General features: G+C 70.1%; 12 protein-coding genes. 9 read left to right on the top strand and 3 right to left on the bottom strand.

Annotated elements, in window-relative coordinates; translation table 11 throughout:
- The 9 genes from VHAB30_RS10820 to VHAB30_RS10780 all read left to right on the top strand — a co-directional run bounded on the left by VHAB30_RS10820 (position 1) and on the right by VHAB30_RS10780 (position 10,789).
- Positions 1–924 (top strand): ABC transporter substrate-binding protein, encoded by a 924-nt coding sequence (locus VHAB30_RS10820; protein WP_159271873.1) that lies wholly within the window; start codon positions 1–3, stop codon positions 922–924.
- Between the two features lie 12 nt (positions 925–936).
- A complete protein-coding gene (locus VHAB30_RS10815; RefSeq protein WP_159277040.1) occupies positions 937–1,863 on the top strand; it encodes an ABC transporter substrate-binding protein in 927 nt (308 codons plus the stop codon).
- Positions 1,864–1,882: 19 nt separating this feature from the next.
- Positions 1,883–2,926, top strand: a complete 1,044-nt coding sequence (locus VHAB30_RS10810) for an LLM class flavin-dependent oxidoreductase (protein WP_159277039.1) — start codon at positions 1,883–1,885, stop codon at positions 2,924–2,926.
- Positions 2,927–3,045: 119 nt separating this feature from the next.
- Positions 3,046–3,996, top strand: a complete 951-nt coding sequence (locus VHAB30_RS10805) for a sulfurtransferase (protein ID WP_174250219.1) — start codon at positions 3,046–3,048, stop codon at positions 3,994–3,996.
- A 127-nt stretch (positions 3,997–4,123) separates the two neighbouring features.
- Positions 4,124–5,335 (top strand): YeeE/YedE thiosulfate transporter family protein, encoded by a 1,212-nt coding sequence (locus VHAB30_RS10800; protein WP_159277038.1) that lies wholly within the window; start codon positions 4,124–4,126, stop codon positions 5,333–5,335.
- A gap of 165 nt (positions 5,336–5,500) precedes the next feature.
- A complete protein-coding gene (locus tag VHAB30_RS10795) occupies positions 5,501–7,090 on the top strand; it encodes an ABC transporter substrate-binding protein (protein ID WP_159277037.1) in 1,590 nt (529 codons plus the stop codon).
- A 7-nt stretch (positions 7,091–7,097) separates the two neighbouring features.
- Positions 7,098–8,063, top strand: coding sequence for an ABC transporter permease (locus VHAB30_RS10790; RefSeq protein WP_159277036.1), 966 nt, complete (start codon positions 7,098–7,100; stop codon positions 8,061–8,063).
- Positions 8,064–8,084: 21 nt separating this feature from the next.
- A complete protein-coding gene (locus VHAB30_RS10785) occupies positions 8,085–9,026 on the top strand; it encodes an ABC transporter permease (protein ID WP_159277035.1) in 942 nt (313 codons plus the stop codon).
- Positions 9,023–10,789, top strand: coding sequence for a dipeptide ABC transporter ATP-binding protein (locus VHAB30_RS10780; protein ID WP_159277034.1), 1,767 nt, complete (start codon positions 9,023–9,025; stop codon positions 10,787–10,789). The genes VHAB30_RS10785 and VHAB30_RS10780 overlap by 4 nt, the downstream gene beginning before the upstream one ends.
- 7 nt (positions 10,790–10,796) lie before the next feature.
- Here the strand turns inward: VHAB30_RS10780 and VHAB30_RS10775 are convergent, their stop codons facing one another.
- The 3 genes from VHAB30_RS10775 to VHAB30_RS10765 are packed head-to-tail and all read right to left on the bottom strand — an operon-like array spanning position 10,797 to position 16,459.
- The gene (locus VHAB30_RS10775; RefSeq protein WP_159277033.1) at positions 10,797–12,695 is read right to left on the bottom strand and encodes an esterase/lipase family protein; all 1,899 of its coding nucleotides are present in this window, start codon (positions 12,693–12,695) and stop codon (positions 10,797–10,799) included.
- A complete protein-coding gene (locus VHAB30_RS10770; protein WP_159277032.1) occupies positions 12,692–13,705 on the bottom strand; it encodes an Lnb N-terminal periplasmic domain-containing protein in 1,014 nt (337 codons plus the stop codon). Before VHAB30_RS10770 ends, VHAB30_RS10775 begins: the two co-directional genes overlap by 4 nt.
- Before the next feature lie 60 nt (positions 13,706–13,765).
- The gene (locus tag VHAB30_RS10765; protein ID WP_159277031.1) at positions 13,766–16,459 is read right to left on the bottom strand and encodes a bifunctional acetate--CoA ligase family protein/GNAT family N-acetyltransferase; all 2,694 of its coding nucleotides are present in this window, start codon (positions 16,457–16,459) and stop codon (positions 13,766–13,768) included.
- Positions 16,460–16,668: the final 209 nt, after the last annotated feature.

Here is a 16,668-nt window from a genome sequence, read left to right as displayed (position 1 = left end):
ATGACCCATCGACGCCTTCTCCTGTCCGTTCTCCTGGCGGCCTTGCTGCCGATCGCCGCCACGGCCCAGACCGCCCCGGCGCCCGACCTGAGCCCCGAACAGCCCGGCCGCCCGCGCGCGCAGAAGATCGACGAGGCCGTGCGGCTCGCGAAGGACTTCAAGTTCCTCAAGGAAGGCGTGCTCGTCGTCGGCACCACCACCGGCCGGCTGCCGTTCGCGGCCTACGCCACCGACACCAAGACCCCCGTGGGCAACGCGCCCGACATCGCGCAGCTCGTGGCCGACAGCCTGGGGCGCAAGCTGGAGCTGGTGTCCACCGCCTGGGCCGACTGGCCGCTGGGCCTGCAGTCGGGCAAGTTCGACGTGGTGGTGTCCAACGTGACCGTGACCGAGGAGCGCAAGGAGAAGTTCGACTTCTCGACCTACCGCAACGACCAGCTGGGCATCTACGTGAAGTCGGACAGCAAGCTCGGCGCCATCAAGGAGCCGAAGGACATCGCGGGCCTGAAGCTCATCGTGACCGCCAGCACGAACCAGGAGCAGATCCTGCTGCGCTGGAACAAGCAGAACCTGGCCGCCGGCCTGAAGCCCATCGAGATCCAGTACTACGACGACGATGTGGTGCAGCGCCTGGCCATCCAGTCGGGCCGCGCCGACGCGTACGTGGGCCCCAATGCCATCGCGGCCTACGAGGCGCGCGACGGCAAGACCCGGCTCGCGGGCCTCGTGTCGGGCGGCTGGCCGCTCAATGCCGAGATCGCCGTCACCTCGCGCAAGGGCTCGGGCATTGCCGAGGCCGTGACGCTGGCGCTGAACACGCAGATCAAGAACGGCAACTACGGCAAGGCGTTGTCGCGCTGGAACCTGGCGTCGGAGGCGATCGAGGTGGCGCGCACCAACCCGCCCGGCCTGCCGAAGAACTGAGGGGAGGGGACCATGTCGCTCAAGAAGACACTGGGAGCGCTGGCCGCCCTCGGGCTGATGGCGTTCGCGCCGGCGCACGCCGCCGACACCTTCGACTTCAGCCCCGAGCAGAAGGGCCGCCTGCACACCGGCAAGGACGCCGAGGCCGTCAACGCCATTCCTCCGAGCTTCAAGTTCGTGAAGGAGGGCGTGCTGACCATCGCCATCGCGCCGTTCGCGCCGCCGATCTCCACCTACGCCACCGACGCGAAGACGGTGGTGGGCTTCGACCCCGACTTTGCCCACCTCATCGCCGAGGCGCTGGGCCTGAAGCTGGAACTGCGGCCCGTCGCCTGGGCCGACTGGCCGCTGGGCCTGAGCTCGGGCAAGTACGACGCCGTGATCTCCAACGTGGGCGTGACCGAGCAGCGCAAGGAGAAGTTCGACTTCTCGACCTACCGGCTCGGGCTGCACGGCTTCTACGTACGCACCGACAGCGCCATCCAGTCGATCCGCGAGCCGAAGGACGTGGCGGGCCTGAAGCTCACGACCGGCGCGGGTACCAACCAGGAGCGCATCCTGCTCGAATGGGACCGGCAGAACGTGGCCGCGGGCCTGAAGCCGGTGTCGATCCAGTACTACGACGACGATGTGACGCGCTGGCTGGCGGTGACGACGAAGCGCGTCGACGCCAACTTCAATCCCAACGCACCGCAGGCCTACGAGGCCGCGAAGAACGGGCAGCTGCGGCTGGCCGGCACCGTGAACGCGGGCTGGCCGCTGAAGTCGGACGTGGCCGTGGCCACGCGCAAGGGCAGCGGGCTTGCCGTGGCGCTGACCACCGCGGCCAACGGCCTGATCCGCAACGGCACCTACGCCAAGGCGCTCGCGCGCTGGCGTCTGGCGGAAGAGGCGCTGCCGAAATCGGAGGTCAACCCGCCGGGGTTGCCGAAGTTCTGACCCCGCGAGCGACACGACCATGACCATCCACCACATCGGTTTTCTCACGCCCGGCAATTACGACGAGGCCGACCCGCACGCGGGCCTCGAGGCCGCGCTGCGGCTGTTCGAATTCGGCGAGCGGCGCGGCTTCGACAGCGCCTGGGTGCGCCAGCGCCACCTGGAGCGCGCCGTGTCGTCGGCGCCGACCTTCCTGGCCGCCGCCACGCAGCGCACGCGCCGCATCGAACTCGGCGCGGCCGTGATCCAGATGGGCTACGAAAACCCATTCCGCCTCGCCGAAGACCTGGCCACCGTCGACGTGCTTTCGCGCGGTCGCCTGCAGGTGGGCCTGAGCGCGGGTGCGCCGCCGCACGGCGCCTTGCTGGGCGGGCGCTTTCAGGACGCACCGCTGGCCACGGTCGACTTCACGCACAAGCGCGTGGCGCGGCTGCGCGCCAACCTCGAAGACGTGCTGCTGGGCGACGAGGACACAGTGGTCGAATCGGCCGGCGGGCGCGTGCGTTCGCGCGTGCAGCCCTATGCGCCCGGCCTCGTCGGGCGGCTCTGGTACGGCGGCGGGTCGCTGCGCTCGGCCGAATGGGCGGGGCGCAACGGTTTTCACCTGCTGCTGGGCAACGTGCTTACCGGCGAGACCACCGACGACTTCCTCGAGGCGCAGACCGGCCTGGTCGAGCGCTACCGCGCCAGCGAAGTGCCGGGCGCACGGCGCGGGCGGATCGCGCTGGGCCGCGTGATCGTGCCGCTCGACGGCGCCGATGCCGCCACGCGACGCCGCTACCGCGCGTTCGCAGCGGGCCGCGTCGAGCGCACGCTGTCGCCACAGGGCGAACGCCGCACGCTGTTCGCCGGCGACCTCGTCGGCAGCGCCGACGAGATCCTCGAGCGCCTGCACCGCGACCCCGTGCTGCCACTGGTGAGCGAGCTGCGCGTGGAGCTGCCCTACAACTTCGACAGCGAGGCCTACGAGCAGATCCTGGACGACCTCGCGGTGCGCATCGCGCCCGAACTGGGCTGGCGCGTGCGCGCCGAGCTGCCACATCAAGAGGCCGCACTCGCCTGAGCCTCAGACGCTTTGCGCATGCGCTTATCGCAAACGCTTCGTTGGTGAACGCGGGTGGCCTGCCTAGAGTTCGCTCTGATCTGTTTCTGATGTCTTCCATTCAACACAAGGAGTCCCGCATGTCGATCTTCAGCAGATGGTGGCGCGCCGCGTCCCTCGCCACGCTGACCTTCCTGGCCACCGCACCGTCGGCCTTCGCGCAGGCCTCGGCCGACGGCAGCGGTCCGCTGGTCTCCACCGACTGGCTCGAGAAGAACCTGCGCAACCCGAAGCTGCGCGTGATCGAGGTCAGCGTGAACCCGGGCCTGTACGAACGCGGCCACATTCCGGGCGCGGTGAACTTCTCGTGGCACAACGACCTCAACGACCGCGTGCGCCGCGACATCGTGAGCCAGGCCGAGTTCGAGAAGCTGCTGTCGTCGGCCGGTGTCGACAAGGACACCACCGTGATCCTCTACGGCGACACCAACAACTGGTTCGCCGCCTGGGGCGCCTGGGTGTTCGACCAGTACGGCGTGCAGAACGTGAAGCTGCTCGACGGCGGGCGCAAGAAGTGGGAGGCCGAGAACCGCGTGCTCGACAACCGCGCGCCCGAGCACGTCGCCACACGCTTCAAGGTGACGCAGCCCAACCCGCAGCTGCGCGCGCGGCTGGCCGACGTGCTGGCCGTGGCCGAGGGCCGCTCCGACGCGAAGCTGGTCGACATCCGCTCGGCCGACGAATACAGCGGCAAGATCTTCGCGCCGGCCGGCGCCGCCGAACTGGCGGTGCGCGCGGGCCACGTGCCTGGCGCGGCCAACGTGCCCTGGGGCCGCGCGGTGAACGAAGACGGCACCTTCAAATCGGCCGCCGAGCTGAAGGCGATCTACGCGGCTGTGGGCATCGACGGCAGCAAGCCGGCCATCACCTACTGCCGCATCGGCGAACGCTCGAGCCACACCTGGTTCGCGCTGCACAAGATCCTGGGCTACAAGAACGTGCGCAACTACGACGGCTCGTGGACCGAGTACGGCAACGCCGTCGGCGTGCCGGTCAACAACCCGGCTGGCACGGTGTGGGCGTCCAAATGAATGAGTTGAGGTGAGATGAGTTCGAGGTGAGTCGGCGTTGGAGGGACCTCGCGGCCTCTCTGATGAGCGACATTGGGCGAGCCCTCGGGCTCGCTTTTTTTTGACCCCAGAAAAGAGGGACCGGGGCATGTCTGCTTCGTCAATCCATGCGGCGCCTGCGCCGCTTTCTCGCACGGGCCTGGCCGCTGCGGTCGTCGTGTTGTTGCTGGTCGCCGCCGGCGTGCACCTGCTCGGCGAGCGCAGCGGCGGCCGTGCGCTGGCCTTCGCGCTTGGGCTGGGCGCGGTGCTCGGCGTGGTGCTGCAGCGCTCGCGTTTCTGCTTCTACTGCCATGCGCGCGACTACTTCGAAGGCGGCGACGCACGCGGCCTGCTGGCCATCGTGGCCGCGCTGGTGGTCGGCACCGTGGGCATGCACGTCGTCATGACCGGCTGGCTGCCCGTGCCGCAGCCGGGGCGGCTGCCGCCCGATGCGCACATCGGGCCGGTCAGCGTCGCCCTGGTGCTCGCGGGACTGGCCTTCGGCGCGGGCATGGTGGTGTCGGGCTCGTGCATCAGCGCGCACTGGTACCGGCTGGGCGAGGGTTCGCCGACCGCGCCCTTTGCGCTGCTCGGTGCCGGCGCAGGGTTCTTGTTGGGATTCGCTAGCTGGAACTGGCTCTACAGCGCCACCATCGCCACCGCGCCGGTGGTGTGGCTGCCGCATCACCTGGGCTATGCAGGCTCGGCCGCGCTGCAGCTGGCGGTGCTCGCGGCGCTCGCGGCCTGGCTCTGGCGGAAGCTGCCGGCGGGCGAGGTCGCGTTGCCCACGCCGCGCCGCTTCATCGACGCCGCGCGTCGCCTGCTGCATGGGCGCTGGCCGTATGCCTGGGGCGGCCTCGCGGTCGGCGCGATCGCCGTGATCGTGGTGCTGCGGCTGCGCCCGCTGGGCGTGACAGCCGCACTCGGCAGCGCCGCGCGCGACTTCGGCAACGCGCGCGGCCTGCTGCCGCAGCGCCTGGACGGGCTCGACGGCTTCGGCGGCTGCGTCACGGCGGTGGTCGAAAGCCTCTGGCAGACGCCCAACGCGTTGCTGGTCGGCGGCCTCGTGGCCGGCGCGCTGGCTGCGGCGCTCGCAAGCGGCCAGTTCAAACCCGCGTGGCCGAGCGTGGGGCAGGTGGTGCGTGGCCTGGGCGGCGGCGTCCTGCTGGGGTGGGGCGCGATGACCGGGCTGGGCTGCACGGTGGGCAACCTGCTGTCGGGCACGATGGCCGGTGCGCTGTCGGGTTGGGCGTTCGGCGCGAGCGTGCTGCTGGCGGTGTGGGGTGGATTGCGATTGAAGCGGCTGGCGGCAAGGGCGTAGCGCCCGGTTCATCGCTGCGCGGCAGGCACCGCATTTCCATATGCGGAGTCCTTCTTTCGAGACGGCGCGGGGCAGGGCACAGTCCCTCACGCACAGGCACAGGACGACGCCGCCCCGCGCGGTCGTCCGCCTGTCTTCTCTTCCAAAGAACACCCGAGGGATTCCATGCTCCGACCACTCCTGACCGCGGCCCTGTTGGCCGCCGGCCTGCTGCAGGCGCCTGTTGCCGCCGCCGAAACCGTGCGATGGGCACGCAGCGCCGACCCCGCCACGCTCGACCCGCATGCGGTCAACACCGGCACCAACTTCGGGCTGCTGCACCAGATCTACGAACCGCTGATCCTGCGCGGCGCCGACAGCAAGCTGCAGCCCGCGCTGGCCACCTCGTGGAAGCTCACGGCCGACCCGACGGTGTGGGAGTTCAAGCTGCGTCCCGGCGTCAAGTTCCATGACGGCGCGCTGCTCACGGCCGACGATGTGGTGTTCTCGCTGCAGCGCGCGCAGGCGCCGAGCTCGGCGCTCAAGTCGCTGCTGTCGTCGGTGGCCGAGGTGAAGAAGGTCGATCCGCTCACGGTGCAGGTCAGGACCAAGGGCCCGAACCTGATCTTCCCGAACAACCTCACGAACCTTTTCATCCTCAACGAGGCCTGGGCGAAGGCGAACAAGGCCGAGCAGTCGCAGGACGTGGCCAGCAAGACCGAGAACTTCGCCACCCGCAACGAGAACGGCACCGGCCCCTACGTGCTGGCCTCGCGCGAGGTCGATGCGCGCACGGTGCTCAAGCAGTTTCCGCAGTACTGGGGCCGCGGCCAGTTTCCGTTGGACGTGACCGAGCTGGTCTACGTGCCGATCAAGTCGCCCGCCACGCGCGTGGCCGCACTGCTGTCGGGCGAGGTCGATTTCGTGCAGGACCTGCCGGCGCAGGACGTGGGCCGGCTCAAGGCCGACAAGCGCCTGCGCGTGACCGAAGGGCCCGAGAACCGCTCGATCTTCCTGGGCCTGAACGTGGGCGCGAAGGAGCTCAAGTACGCCGACGTGAAGGGCAAGAACCCGCTGGCCGATCCGAAGGTGCGCGAGGCCATCGGCCTGGCCATCGACCGCGATGCGATCAAGACGGCGGTGATGCGCGGCCTGTCGAATCCCTCGGGCATCATCGCGCCGCCGTTCGTGCACGGCTACGAGAAGGGCTTCGCGGCCTACCCGAAGGCCAACGCCGCGCAGGCGAAGAAGCTGTTGGCCGAGGCCGGCTACCCGAATGGCTTTGCGATCACGCTGCACACGCCGAACGACCGCTACGTGAACGACGAGGCCATCAGCACGGCGGTGTCGGGCTTCCTCGGGCGCATCGGCATCAAGACCACGGTCGCGGCGCGCCCGATCGCGCTGCACAGCACGGCCATCAACTCGGCCGACACCGATTTCTATCTGTTCGGCTGGGGCGTGCCGACCTACGACTCGGCCTACATCTTCGACTACCTGGTGCACACGCGCGGCAAGGACGGCCGCGGTCCGACCAACGCCACCGGCTACAGCAACGCCGAGGTCGACGCGCAGATCGCGTCGCTCGCGGCCGAGAGCGACAAGGCCAAGCGCGACGCCACCATCAAAAGCATCTGGCAGACGGTGCAGAAGGAGCGCATCTACATCGCGCTGCACGACCAGGTGCTCAACTTCGCCTCGACCCCGAAGCTGGACATTCCGGTGAGCCCCGACGGCAGCGTGTTCTTCAAGAACGTGAAGGTGGCGAAGCCCTGAGCACACCATGTGGGTCCATCTCTTGCGCCGGCTCGGCCAGTCCGTGCTGGTGCTGCTGGCGGTGTCGTTCGTGTCCTTCCTGGTGTTCCGCCACATCGGCGACCCGACCATCAGCCTGCTCGGCGAAGACGCCACGCTGGAAGAGCGCGCCGCGCTGACGGCCGAGCTGGGTTTCGACCGCCCGGTGCCGGTGCAGTACCTGCGCTACGTGGGCCACGCGCTGCAGGGCGACCTGGGCGTGTCGTACCGGCTCAAGCGGCCGGTGGTCGAACTCATCGCCGAGCGGCTGCCGGCCACGCTCGAACTGGCGCTGGTGGCGGCCGTGCTGGCGGTGGCAGGCGGCGTGGCGCTGGGCGTGTACACCGCGATCCGACGCGACAGCGTGGCCAGCCGCGCAGTCATGGCGGTGTCGCTGGTCGGCGTGTCGCTGCCCACCTTCCTGATCGGCATCGGGCTCATCTACCTGTTCGCGGTCGAGCTGCGCTGGCTGCCGTCGTTCGGGCGCGGCGACACGGTGCAGCTGGGTGGCTGGAGCACCGGGCTGCTCACGGCCTCGGGCTGGGCCTCGCTGCTGATGCCCGCGCTGACGCTGGGCCTGTACAAGCTGACGCTGATCATGCGGCTGGTGCGCGCCGAGATGCTGGAGGTGCTGCGCGCCGACTACATCCGCTTCGGCCGTGCGCGCGGGCTGCGCGAGCGCGACCTGAACTACGGCCACGCGCTGCGCAACACGCTGATCCCGGTCATCACCATCACCGGGCTGCAGGTCGGCTCGCTGGTGGCCTTCGCCATCGTCACCGAGACGGTGTTCCAGTGGCCGGGCGTGGGGCTGCTGTTCATCACGTCGATCCAGGGGGTGGACGTGCCGGTGGTGGCGGCCTACCTGCTGCTGATCGCGCTGCTGTACGTGGCGATCAATTTCATCGTCGACCTGCTGTACGTGCTGGTCGATCCGCGCCTGCGACGCGCCTGACTCCTTCCTGCTTTTTTCCGAATGACGCTTCCTTCTCCGACCGGCGCCCCCGCGCCGCGCCGCTGGCGCAACGCCGAGTCGCCCGTGCTGCGCGCCTTCGCACGCTCGCGCACCGTGCAACTGGCCGCCTTCGTGCTGTTGCTGGTTGCCCTGGCCTCGCTGCTCGCGCCGTGGATCGCGCGGCAAGACCCCTTCGACCCAGCCGTGCTCGACCTGATCGACGCCTTCACCCCGCCGGGGCAGCAGGGCGCCTCGGGCGCGTTCTACCCGCTGGGCACCGACGACCAGGGGCGCGACGTGTTCTCGGCCATCCTCTACGGGCTGCGCATGTCGCTGCTCGTGGGCGTGAGCGCGGTCGGGTTGTCGCTGGCCATCGGCGTGCCGCTCGGGCTGGCGGCCGGCTATGCGGGCGGCTGGTTCGACACGCTGGTGATGCGCGTGGCCGATGTGCAGCTGACCTTTCCGGTGCTGCTGGTGGCGCTCCTGATCTTCGGCATTGCGCGCGGCCTGCTGCCCGAGGGCTACCGCGACGACATGGCGGTGTACGTGATCGTGGCGGCCATCGGGCTGTCGGAATGGGTGCAGTACGCGCGCACGGTGCGCGGCGCCGTGATGCTCGAGAAGCACAAGGACTACGTGGCCGCCGCGCAGATCATCGGCCGCTCGCGCACCGGCATCCTGGTGCGGCACATCCTGCCGAACCTGCTGGCGCCGGTGCTGGTGATTGCCACCATCAGCTTCGCGCTGGCCATCGTGGCGGAGTCGACGCTGTCGTACCTGGGCGTGGGGCTGCCGCCCACGCAGCCGTCGCTGGGCACGCTGATCCGCATCGGGCAGGGCTTCCTGTTCTCGGGCGAGTGGTGGATCCTGATGTTTCCGGCGCTGGTGCTGCTGGCGCTGGCACTGTCGGTCAACCTGGCGGGCGACTGGCTGCGCGACGCCTTGAACCCGAGGCTGCAATGAGCGCGCGCGACCCATCGCCATGGCCGTCACCCAGCGGCGAAACGCCCGTGCTGCGGGTGCGCGGGCTCGACGTGGCCTTCGACACGCACCGGGGCACGGTGCAGGTGCTGGGCGGCGTCTCGTTCGAGATCGCGCCGGGCGAAATTCTGGGCGTGGTCGGCGAGTCGGGCGCGGGCAAGTCGATGGTCGGCGCGGCCGTCATCGGCCTGGTGCCGCCGCCGGGGCGCATCGCGGGCGGCACGGTCGAGCTGCACGGCGAGCGCATCGACACGCTGCGCGGCGAAGACATGCGCCGCGTGCGCGGGCGCCGCATCGGCAGCGTGTTCCAGGACCCGCTGACCAGCCTGAACCCGGTCTACCCGATCGGCCGGCACCTCGTCGAAACCATCCGCACGCACCTGCCCGTGAGCGAGCAGGAGGCGCGCCGGCGCGCACTGGCGTTGTTGGCCGACGTGGAGATTCCCGACCCCGAAAGCCGCATCGACCAGTACCCGCACCAGTTCTCGGGCGGCATGCGCCAGCGCGTGGCGATTGCGCTCGCGCTGTGCGCCGAGCCGCAGCTGCTGATTGCCGACGAGCCCACCACCGCGCTCGACGTGTCGGTGCAGGCGCAGGTGATCCGCGTGTTCCGGCGCGTCTGCCGCGAGCGCGGAACGGCCGCGATGCTGATCACGCACGACATGGGCGTGATCGCCGAGGCGGCCGACCGCGTGATGGTGATGTACCAGGGCCGCGTGCTCGAGACCGGCCCGGTGCGCCAGGTGCTCGACCACCCGCGCGAGCCGTACACGCGCGCACTGATGGCCGCGATTCCTTCGGTGCACGACAGGCTGCATCGGCTGCCGGTGCCGGAGATCGGCGCGGACATCGCCGTGGCCGCCGCGTTGCAGCCCGCGCAGGCCGAGACCGTGGCGGCGCCGGCCGACGGCACTCCGCTGATCCGCGTGCAGGGCTTGTCACGCGAATTCGATCTTTCGGCCGGCTGGCTCGTGCGCACGCTCGCGCGCCAGCCGAAGAAAGTGCTGCACGCGGTCGACGGCGTGAGCTTCGACATCGCGCGCGGACGCACCTTCGGGCTGGTCGGCGAGTCGGGCTCGGGCAAGTCGACCGTGGCGCGCATGATCGCCGGCCTCACGCGGCCCACGGCCGGCACGGTGCATTTCGACGGCATCGAACGCTGGGGCGACGCCGCGCAGACGGCCGCGCTGCGTCGGCGCTTCCAGATGATCTTCCAGGACCCGCACGCCAGCCTCAACCCGCGCTGGCGCGTGGACCGGCTCATCGCCGAGCCGGTCGAGGTGCTGGGCCTGGCCGCCAGCGCCGACGAAACCGCCGAGCGCGTGGCCCAGGCGCTGCGCCGCGTGCGCATGTCGCCCGACGACGGGCGGTGCTACCCGCACCAGTTCTCGGGCGGCCAACGCCAGCGCATCGCCATCGCGCGGGCCCTGGCCAGCCAGCCCGAGTTCATCGTCTGCGACGAACCGACCTCGTCGCTCGACGTGTCGGTGCAGGCCCAGGTGCTGAACCTCATGCGCGACCTGCAGGACGAGTTCGGCCTGACCTACCTGCTGATCAGCCACAACCTCGCGGTGATCCGCCACATGTGCGACGACGTGGGCGTGATGCAGCGCGGGCGGCTGGTGGAGCAGGGCAGTGCGGCCGAAGTGCTCGATGCGCCGAAGCACGCGTACACGCGGGCGTTGATGGCGGCGGTGCCGGACATGCGGCACGCACCGGCTGCGGCCGTGCTCGCCACGGCATGAAGTGCCCTCAGGGCACGCGCTGCAGCTGTTCGCGCAGGATGCGCCGGATCTCCAGGATCGCCAGCGGGTGCTCCTGCACGCTGTGCGCCGACGGGATCACCAGCTCCGACACCGCGCCGTCGAGGTGCGCGCTGGTGTAGGGCACGATGCCGTCGCTCGACTCGGCCAGCGGCAGGCCGGGCGTGTCGTTGCCGATGATGGAGTGGTAGCGCACCTTCGGGCTCAGCGGCAGCCCCGACGACAGGCGCACGAAGGCATCGCGGTCGCTGAGGTTGTCGATGCTGTTGGGAATGCGCAGCGGGCCCATGTCCTGTGAGCTGGGCGCCACGCGCATCAGCTCGCGCGAGATGTCGTTGAGCTGGCCCAGCATGGCCACCGGCAGCGTGATGAGGTTGGCCACCCAGCGCGAGATGCGCTTGTTGGCGAACGAGGTGCCGCGGTGCGGCGACGCGATGAAGATGGCGTCGCTGACCTGGGGCAGCGGCTCGAAGCGCAGGTAGGGCCCCAGCCCTTCCTCGATGCGGCGGCGCTGCGCGGCCGGCATGGGGTAGCCCTCGCGCAGCGCGTCCCACAGCACGTCGCCCGACGACGACACCAAGAGGCGCGACAGCACGCCGCCCATGCTGTGGCCGATGAGCGTGACGTTGCGCGACGCCTCGGCGCGGCCCTGCGGATCGAAGTGCGCCAGGGTCTGCGTGATGGCTTCGCGGATGGCGAGGTTGTTCAGCGGCAGCGGCGCATTGGTCGGGTAGTACACCTGCCAGATCTGGTAGCGGCGGCGCAGGGTCTCGTCGCCGAGCACTTCGTTCGCCACGTTGATCCAGGCCTCGGGGCTGCTGGCCAGGCCGTGCAGCATGACGATGGTGCGCCGCTTCGGGTCGTAGGGCTGCATCAGGTAGATGTGCGGCCGGGTCAGGCCCTCGGCGCCGCCGAACAGGCTGCGCAGCGCCTGCAGCGCGAAGTCGGAGCGGGCCAGCCACAGGCCGTAGCCCGAGGTGAAGTTGGCGGCCAGCGGAATCTCTTCGCCGGCCAGCTTGATCGTGCTGGTGCGGTAGGGGTCGAACACAGCGATGCGCAGCGTGCGCGTGGCCAGCACGTCCTGCAGCGTGGCGCCATCGAACTGCAGCAGCGCGGTGAGCGCGGGGAAGGGCGTCTCGCTGAACGGCGGGGCGTCTTCGTCGGCCTGCGCCGCGGTCGGACGGTCGTCGCCCGCGGCGACCAATTCGGCGCCGAAGCCGTCACGGCGGTAGATGTTGCGCAGGCCCGAGAAGGTCAGCGAGGCGGCGGGAATCAGCTCTTTGGGCGGGGGCGCGTCGGGTGCGAGCTGCAGCGCCGACAGGTCGGCGTCGATGCGCCAGCCGCTCACCTGCGGAATGGCGGCCACCGACATGTCGCTCTTGCGGTAGCGGCTGAACAGGCCGGTGATGGCGCGCTGCACCGCGTAGTTGTAGTAGTCGCGCACCTGCGTCTGGCGGTCTTCGAAGGCGCGGTCGCGCGGCTTGCGCGCCGTGTGGAACAGGTAGGCGTAGGCGTGGCGCGCGGTTTCCAGCCAGGCTTCGATGGCCTCGGGCGCCATGGGCTGCGCGGCCGAGCCGCCGTCGCCGCCCGCCAGCGCGAGCTGCAGCCACACCTCGGACAGTGCCGACATGCGTTGCTCGTCGTTCAGGCCGGCGGAGGTGGCAAGGTTCTGGCGGCAGGCGCGGCCGTCCTGGCGGCACTGGTCGGCGTCGGAGCCGATGACGCGCAGCACCTCTTGCGCCGAGCTGCTGAGCTGGCCGGTGGTGAGCACGTCGCCGCGCCGCTGCGCCAGGTAGTCGGCCGGCGAGATGGTGCCGACGGTGACGCCGGCGCAGCCGGTGAGCAGCGACAGCGCCAGCAGCAGGGCGGGGAAGCCGATGCGCCTCATGGCGCCACGCCCGGCAGGCCCTGACGGATGGCCTGCGAGAAGTTCACGCCGGGCTGCCGGTCGGTGGCGATGGCCCGGTCGGTGATGCGGCCGCCGGCGCGCAGCGCGTCCATGCTCAGGCCGGGCGTCAGGCCGCCCACGTCGTGCAGGTACTCGGGCAGGTAGCCCGAGGCCAGCAGGCGGTAGTCCATCGGCAGGCCGGGCACGACGTGCCGGGCGAGGCTGTAGACGATGGTCGTGCAGTTGGCGGTGAGCGTGTTGTAGAAGCTCGGCGCGCGCGCCAGCGCGTTGGCTTCGCCCACGTAGCCCAGGAACAGGGAACGCATCTCGGCCTGCGGCAGGTGCACGCGGTACATGTAGACGTCTTCGCCGCGCACGTTGGTGCGCACGCGCAGGATGTCGTGCTCGTCGGCGGCCACGAGGCTGTTCTCGAACTGCTTGAAGAAGCCGCCGATGGACGAGAAGCTCTCGCCGCGCTCCTTGCGGATCTCGATGGAAAAGGTGACGAACTGGCCGTCGTCGAAGCCGAAGGACACCAGCGTGTGGGCGATGGCCGGGCCGGTCCAGTACGACAGCGACACGTCGACCGAGCGCAGGCGGTCCAGGTCGTAGCGGCGCGTGTCCCAGCGCACGGTGTAGTCGGTGTCGCTGCGCCATTCGAAATTGCGCACGTTCTCCATCGTGACCACATTGCCTTCGACGCGCGGCTTCAGGTGGCGCGCCACGTCGTCGGCCCATTCGCGATGCTGAGAGGGCGCGATGGTGCCCCACCACTCGAGCAGCACGACGAAGCCGATGGCGTAGGCCAGCAGCGAGCGGCCGGCCTTGCCGCGCCACAGCAGCACGATCGCCGCCAGGCCGAAGAGGCCCCACAGCACCATCGCGCCGACCTTGAGCGGGAGCGTCGCGGGCAGCTGGTACCAGAGGGCCGCGCAGGCCCAGGCGGCCGACAGCAGCACGGCGAGGCTCACCAGCAGGCGGCCGAGGGAACGCAAAAGGATTCGGAACATGAAGAAACGCGCGGGTGGAGGGCGGCCGATTCTCGTCGAGTTGCAGCCGCCGCCGTCGGGCTACAGCGGGTAGGTCACCAGCTTGAAGTCCGGGTCCTCGGGGAAGGACTTCACCGAGAAGCCCAGCCGGCGCACGAGCTTGAGCATGTCGGGGTTGCCGGCCAGCACCAGCCCGTCCATTTCCGAGAGGCCGCGGTCGCGCGCCACGTCGATGATGCTTTCCATGAGGCGCGAGCCGATGCCCTTGCCGCTGAACTCGTCGGCCACCACGAGCGAGAACTCGCAGCTGGTCTGGTCGGGGTTGGTGATGTAGCGCGACACGCCCACGATGCGCTCGCTCTCGAGGATGCTGCCGTCGGGCGCGGTGCTGCGCTCCATCACGGTGGCGACCAGCGCCATCTCGCGGTCGTAGTCGATGAGCGTGAAGCGCGACAGCATCGACGGCGGCAGCTCGTGGAAGCGCGAGACAAAGCGGAACCAGCGGCTCTCGGGCGACAGGCCCTGCACCAGCGCCTGCAGCATCTGCGCGTCGTTCGGATGCACCGGCCGCACCACGTACGCGCCGCCACCGGGCAGCGGCCATTCGCGCCGGTAGCGCGCGGGGTACGGCATGATGGCCAGGTGCTGGTAGCCGTTGCCCACCGGGCCCGCCACGGCCTGCGTGCTGCTGTCGACCACGATGCGCGCATCGACCGACACCGCGCCGTGCTCGTCCACGATGATGGGGTTGATGTCCATCTCGCGCAGCTCGGGCAGCTCGCACACCATTTCGGACACGCGCAGCAGCACGTCTTCGATGGCTTCCATGTTCACGGCGTTGGCGCCGCGCCATTCGCCCAGCGTCTCGGCCACGCGCGATCGCTCGATGAGGTGGCGCGCCAGGAACTGGTTCAGCGGCGGCAGCTCCATGGCGCGGTCGTTCATGAGCTCGATCATGGTGCCGCCCGCGCCGAAGACGATCACCGGGCCGAAGGGCTGGTCGGTGACCAGGCCCACGTAGATTTCGCGTCCGCGCCGCGCGCGCACCATCTTCTGCACGGTCACGCCGTTGATGCGGGCATCGGGCGCCAGGCGCGCCACGCGCTCCATCATCTCCAGGTAGGTGTCGCGCGCGCTGGTGCCGTTCATCACGTTCAGCGCCACGCCCTCGACGTCGGATTTGTGCGAGATGTCGGGCGAGTCGATCTTCAGCGCCACCGGAAAGCCCAGCTGCGTAGCGATCATCATGGCTTCGTTGGCGCTGCGCGCGAGCAGGGTGCGGGTGATCGGGATGTGGAAGCACGACAGCAGCGACTTCGACTCCATCTCGGTCAGCACCTTGCGCCGCTCGGCCAGCACGCTCTCGATGAGCAGGCGCGCGCCGTCGATGTCGGGCTTGGCCAGCGCCGACAGCGGCGGCGGTGTCTGCTGCAGCAGCTGCTGGTTCCGGTAGAAGGCCGCGATGTTGCCGAAGGCACCGACGGCCGCCTCGGGCGTGCGAAAGCTCGGAATGGTGGCCTCGGCCAGCACGGCCCGCGCATTGCCCACCGAGGCGTCGCCCATCCAGCAGGACAGCAGCGGCTTGGGCATGGGGCGCGGAATGTCGGCCAGCGCGCGCGCCGTGGCGGCCGCGTCGACGCCGGCCTTGGGCGAGAAGATGGCGAGCACGCCGTCGATCTGGCTGTCGGCCGAAGCGGTGTCGATGGCGGCGCGAAAGTGCGCGGGCGTGGCGTCTTCCGACAGGTCGATGAGGTCGGTGAGCGACGCGAGCGCCGGCAGCGACGGTTGCAGCGAGCGCTGCGCGGGGGCCGAGAGGCGGCCCAGGTCCAGCCCGATCTCGTTGATCCAGTCGGCCGCGAGCACGCCGGGGCCGCCGCCATTGGTGACCACGGCCAGCCGCTTGCCCACCGGCCGGTAGCGCGAGGCCAGGCACTTGGCGGCCGAGAACAGCTCGACAAAGGAGCGCACCCGCACCGCGCCCGCGCGGCGCAAGGCGGCGTCGAACACATCGTCGCTGCCCACGATGGCCGCGCTGTGCGTCTGCGCGGCCTCGTTGCCGGCCGGCTTGCGGCCCGCCTTGAGCACCACCACCGGCTTGGCGTGCGAGGCCGAGCGCAGTGCGCTCATGAAGCGGCGCGCATCGGCAATGCCTTCGAGGTACACGATGATGCTGTGCGTGCTCGAATCGTTGGCCAGGAAGTCGAGCACCTGCGGAATGTCGACCGAGGTGTGCGGGCCGAGCGACACCACGCTGGAAAAGCCCACGCCGTTCTGCCGCGCCCAGTCGAGCATCGAGGCCGTGAGCGCGCCCGACTGCGACACCAGCGCCAGCGGCCCGGTGCGCGCGAGCGGGCCGGCCACGCTGGCGTTCAGGTGCAGCGGCGGGCGCTGGAAGCCCAGCGAATTCGGGCCCAGCAGGTGCACGCCTTCGCGGCGCGCGATCTTGCGCCACTGCGCGGCCTGCTCGGCGGCGATGCCGGTGGAGATGACCACCGCGGCCTTGCAGCCGATGCGGCCCGCGATCTCGAGGGCGGCCGCCACATCGTGCGGCGCCAGCGCGATCAGCGCCAGGTCGGCATGCGTCTGCGCCAGTTCTTCGAGCGTGCCCTGGGTGCGCACGTCCAGAAAGCGCAACGTGCCGTCGAAGCGGTCGGCCCGGAAGGCTTCGCGCAGCGTGCGGCCCAGGGCGGTCTGGCCGCCCGGATCGCTGGGCTGGCCGACGAAGGCCACGATCGACGCCGGGGCGAACAGGGGGGTCAGGAAATGCTTGTCCATGCCCTAGTTTGCCCGGATCGGGGCGTGCCGCAAGCACCGCGTGTACACTCGCCGGCTCATGTCGTGCCTTTCACTTTCCCCCGTTGCAGCATCCAGCGCCGCCGTTGTCGGCCGCACGATGCCGTTCGCCGCCTGCGTGCGAACGAGCGACGCAGTGAATGCACGAATGATTACCACCATGACCGCCGCGGCCCCCTGAGCACGCGCAG

Origin of the sequence: Variovorax boronicumulans (genome assembly GCF_009811375.1) — a bacterium.
Classification (GTDB): domain Bacteria; phylum Pseudomonadota; class Gammaproteobacteria; order Burkholderiales; family Burkholderiaceae_C; genus Variovorax; species Variovorax boronicumulans.
The sequence above is the reverse complement of the archived record's forward strand: the minus strand, read 5'-3'. Positions and strand labels throughout refer to the sequence as shown.

Coding starts and splice junctions, on each gene's coding strand:
- VHAB30_RS10820 (WP_159271873.1), top strand. CDS start 1: ATGACCCATCGACGCCTTCTCCTGTCCGTTCTCCTGGCGGCCTTGCTG.
- VHAB30_RS10815 (WP_159277040.1), top strand. CDS start 937: ATGTCGCTCAAGAAGACACTGGGAGCGCTGGCCGCCCTCGGGCTGATG.
- VHAB30_RS10810 (WP_159277039.1), top strand. CDS start 1,883: ATGACCATCCACCACATCGGTTTTCTCACGCCCGGCAATTACGACGAG.
- VHAB30_RS10805 (WP_174250219.1), top strand. CDS start 3,046: ATGTCGATCTTCAGCAGATGGTGGCGCGCCGCGTCCCTCGCCACGCTG.
- VHAB30_RS10800 (WP_159277038.1), top strand. CDS start 4,124: ATGTCTGCTTCGTCAATCCATGCGGCGCCTGCGCCGCTTTCTCGCACG.
- VHAB30_RS10795 (WP_159277037.1), top strand. CDS start 5,501: ATGCTCCGACCACTCCTGACCGCGGCCCTGTTGGCCGCCGGCCTGCTG.
- VHAB30_RS10790 (WP_159277036.1), top strand. CDS start 7,098: ATGTGGGTCCATCTCTTGCGCCGGCTCGGCCAGTCCGTGCTGGTGCTG.
- VHAB30_RS10785 (WP_159277035.1), top strand. CDS start 8,085: ATGACGCTTCCTTCTCCGACCGGCGCCCCCGCGCCGCGCCGCTGGCGC.
- VHAB30_RS10780 (WP_159277034.1), top strand. CDS start 9,023: ATGAGCGCGCGCGACCCATCGCCATGGCCGTCACCCAGCGGCGAAACG.
- VHAB30_RS10775 (WP_159277033.1), bottom strand. CDS start 12,695: ATGAGGCGCATCGGCTTCCCCGCCCTGCTGCTGGCGCTGTCGCTGCTC.
- VHAB30_RS10770 (WP_159277032.1), bottom strand. CDS start 13,705: ATGTTCCGAATCCTTTTGCGTTCCCTCGGCCGCCTGCTGGTGAGCCTC.
- VHAB30_RS10765 (WP_159277031.1), bottom strand. CDS start 16,459: ATGGACAAGCATTTCCTGACCCCCCTGTTCGCCCCGGCGTCGATCGTG.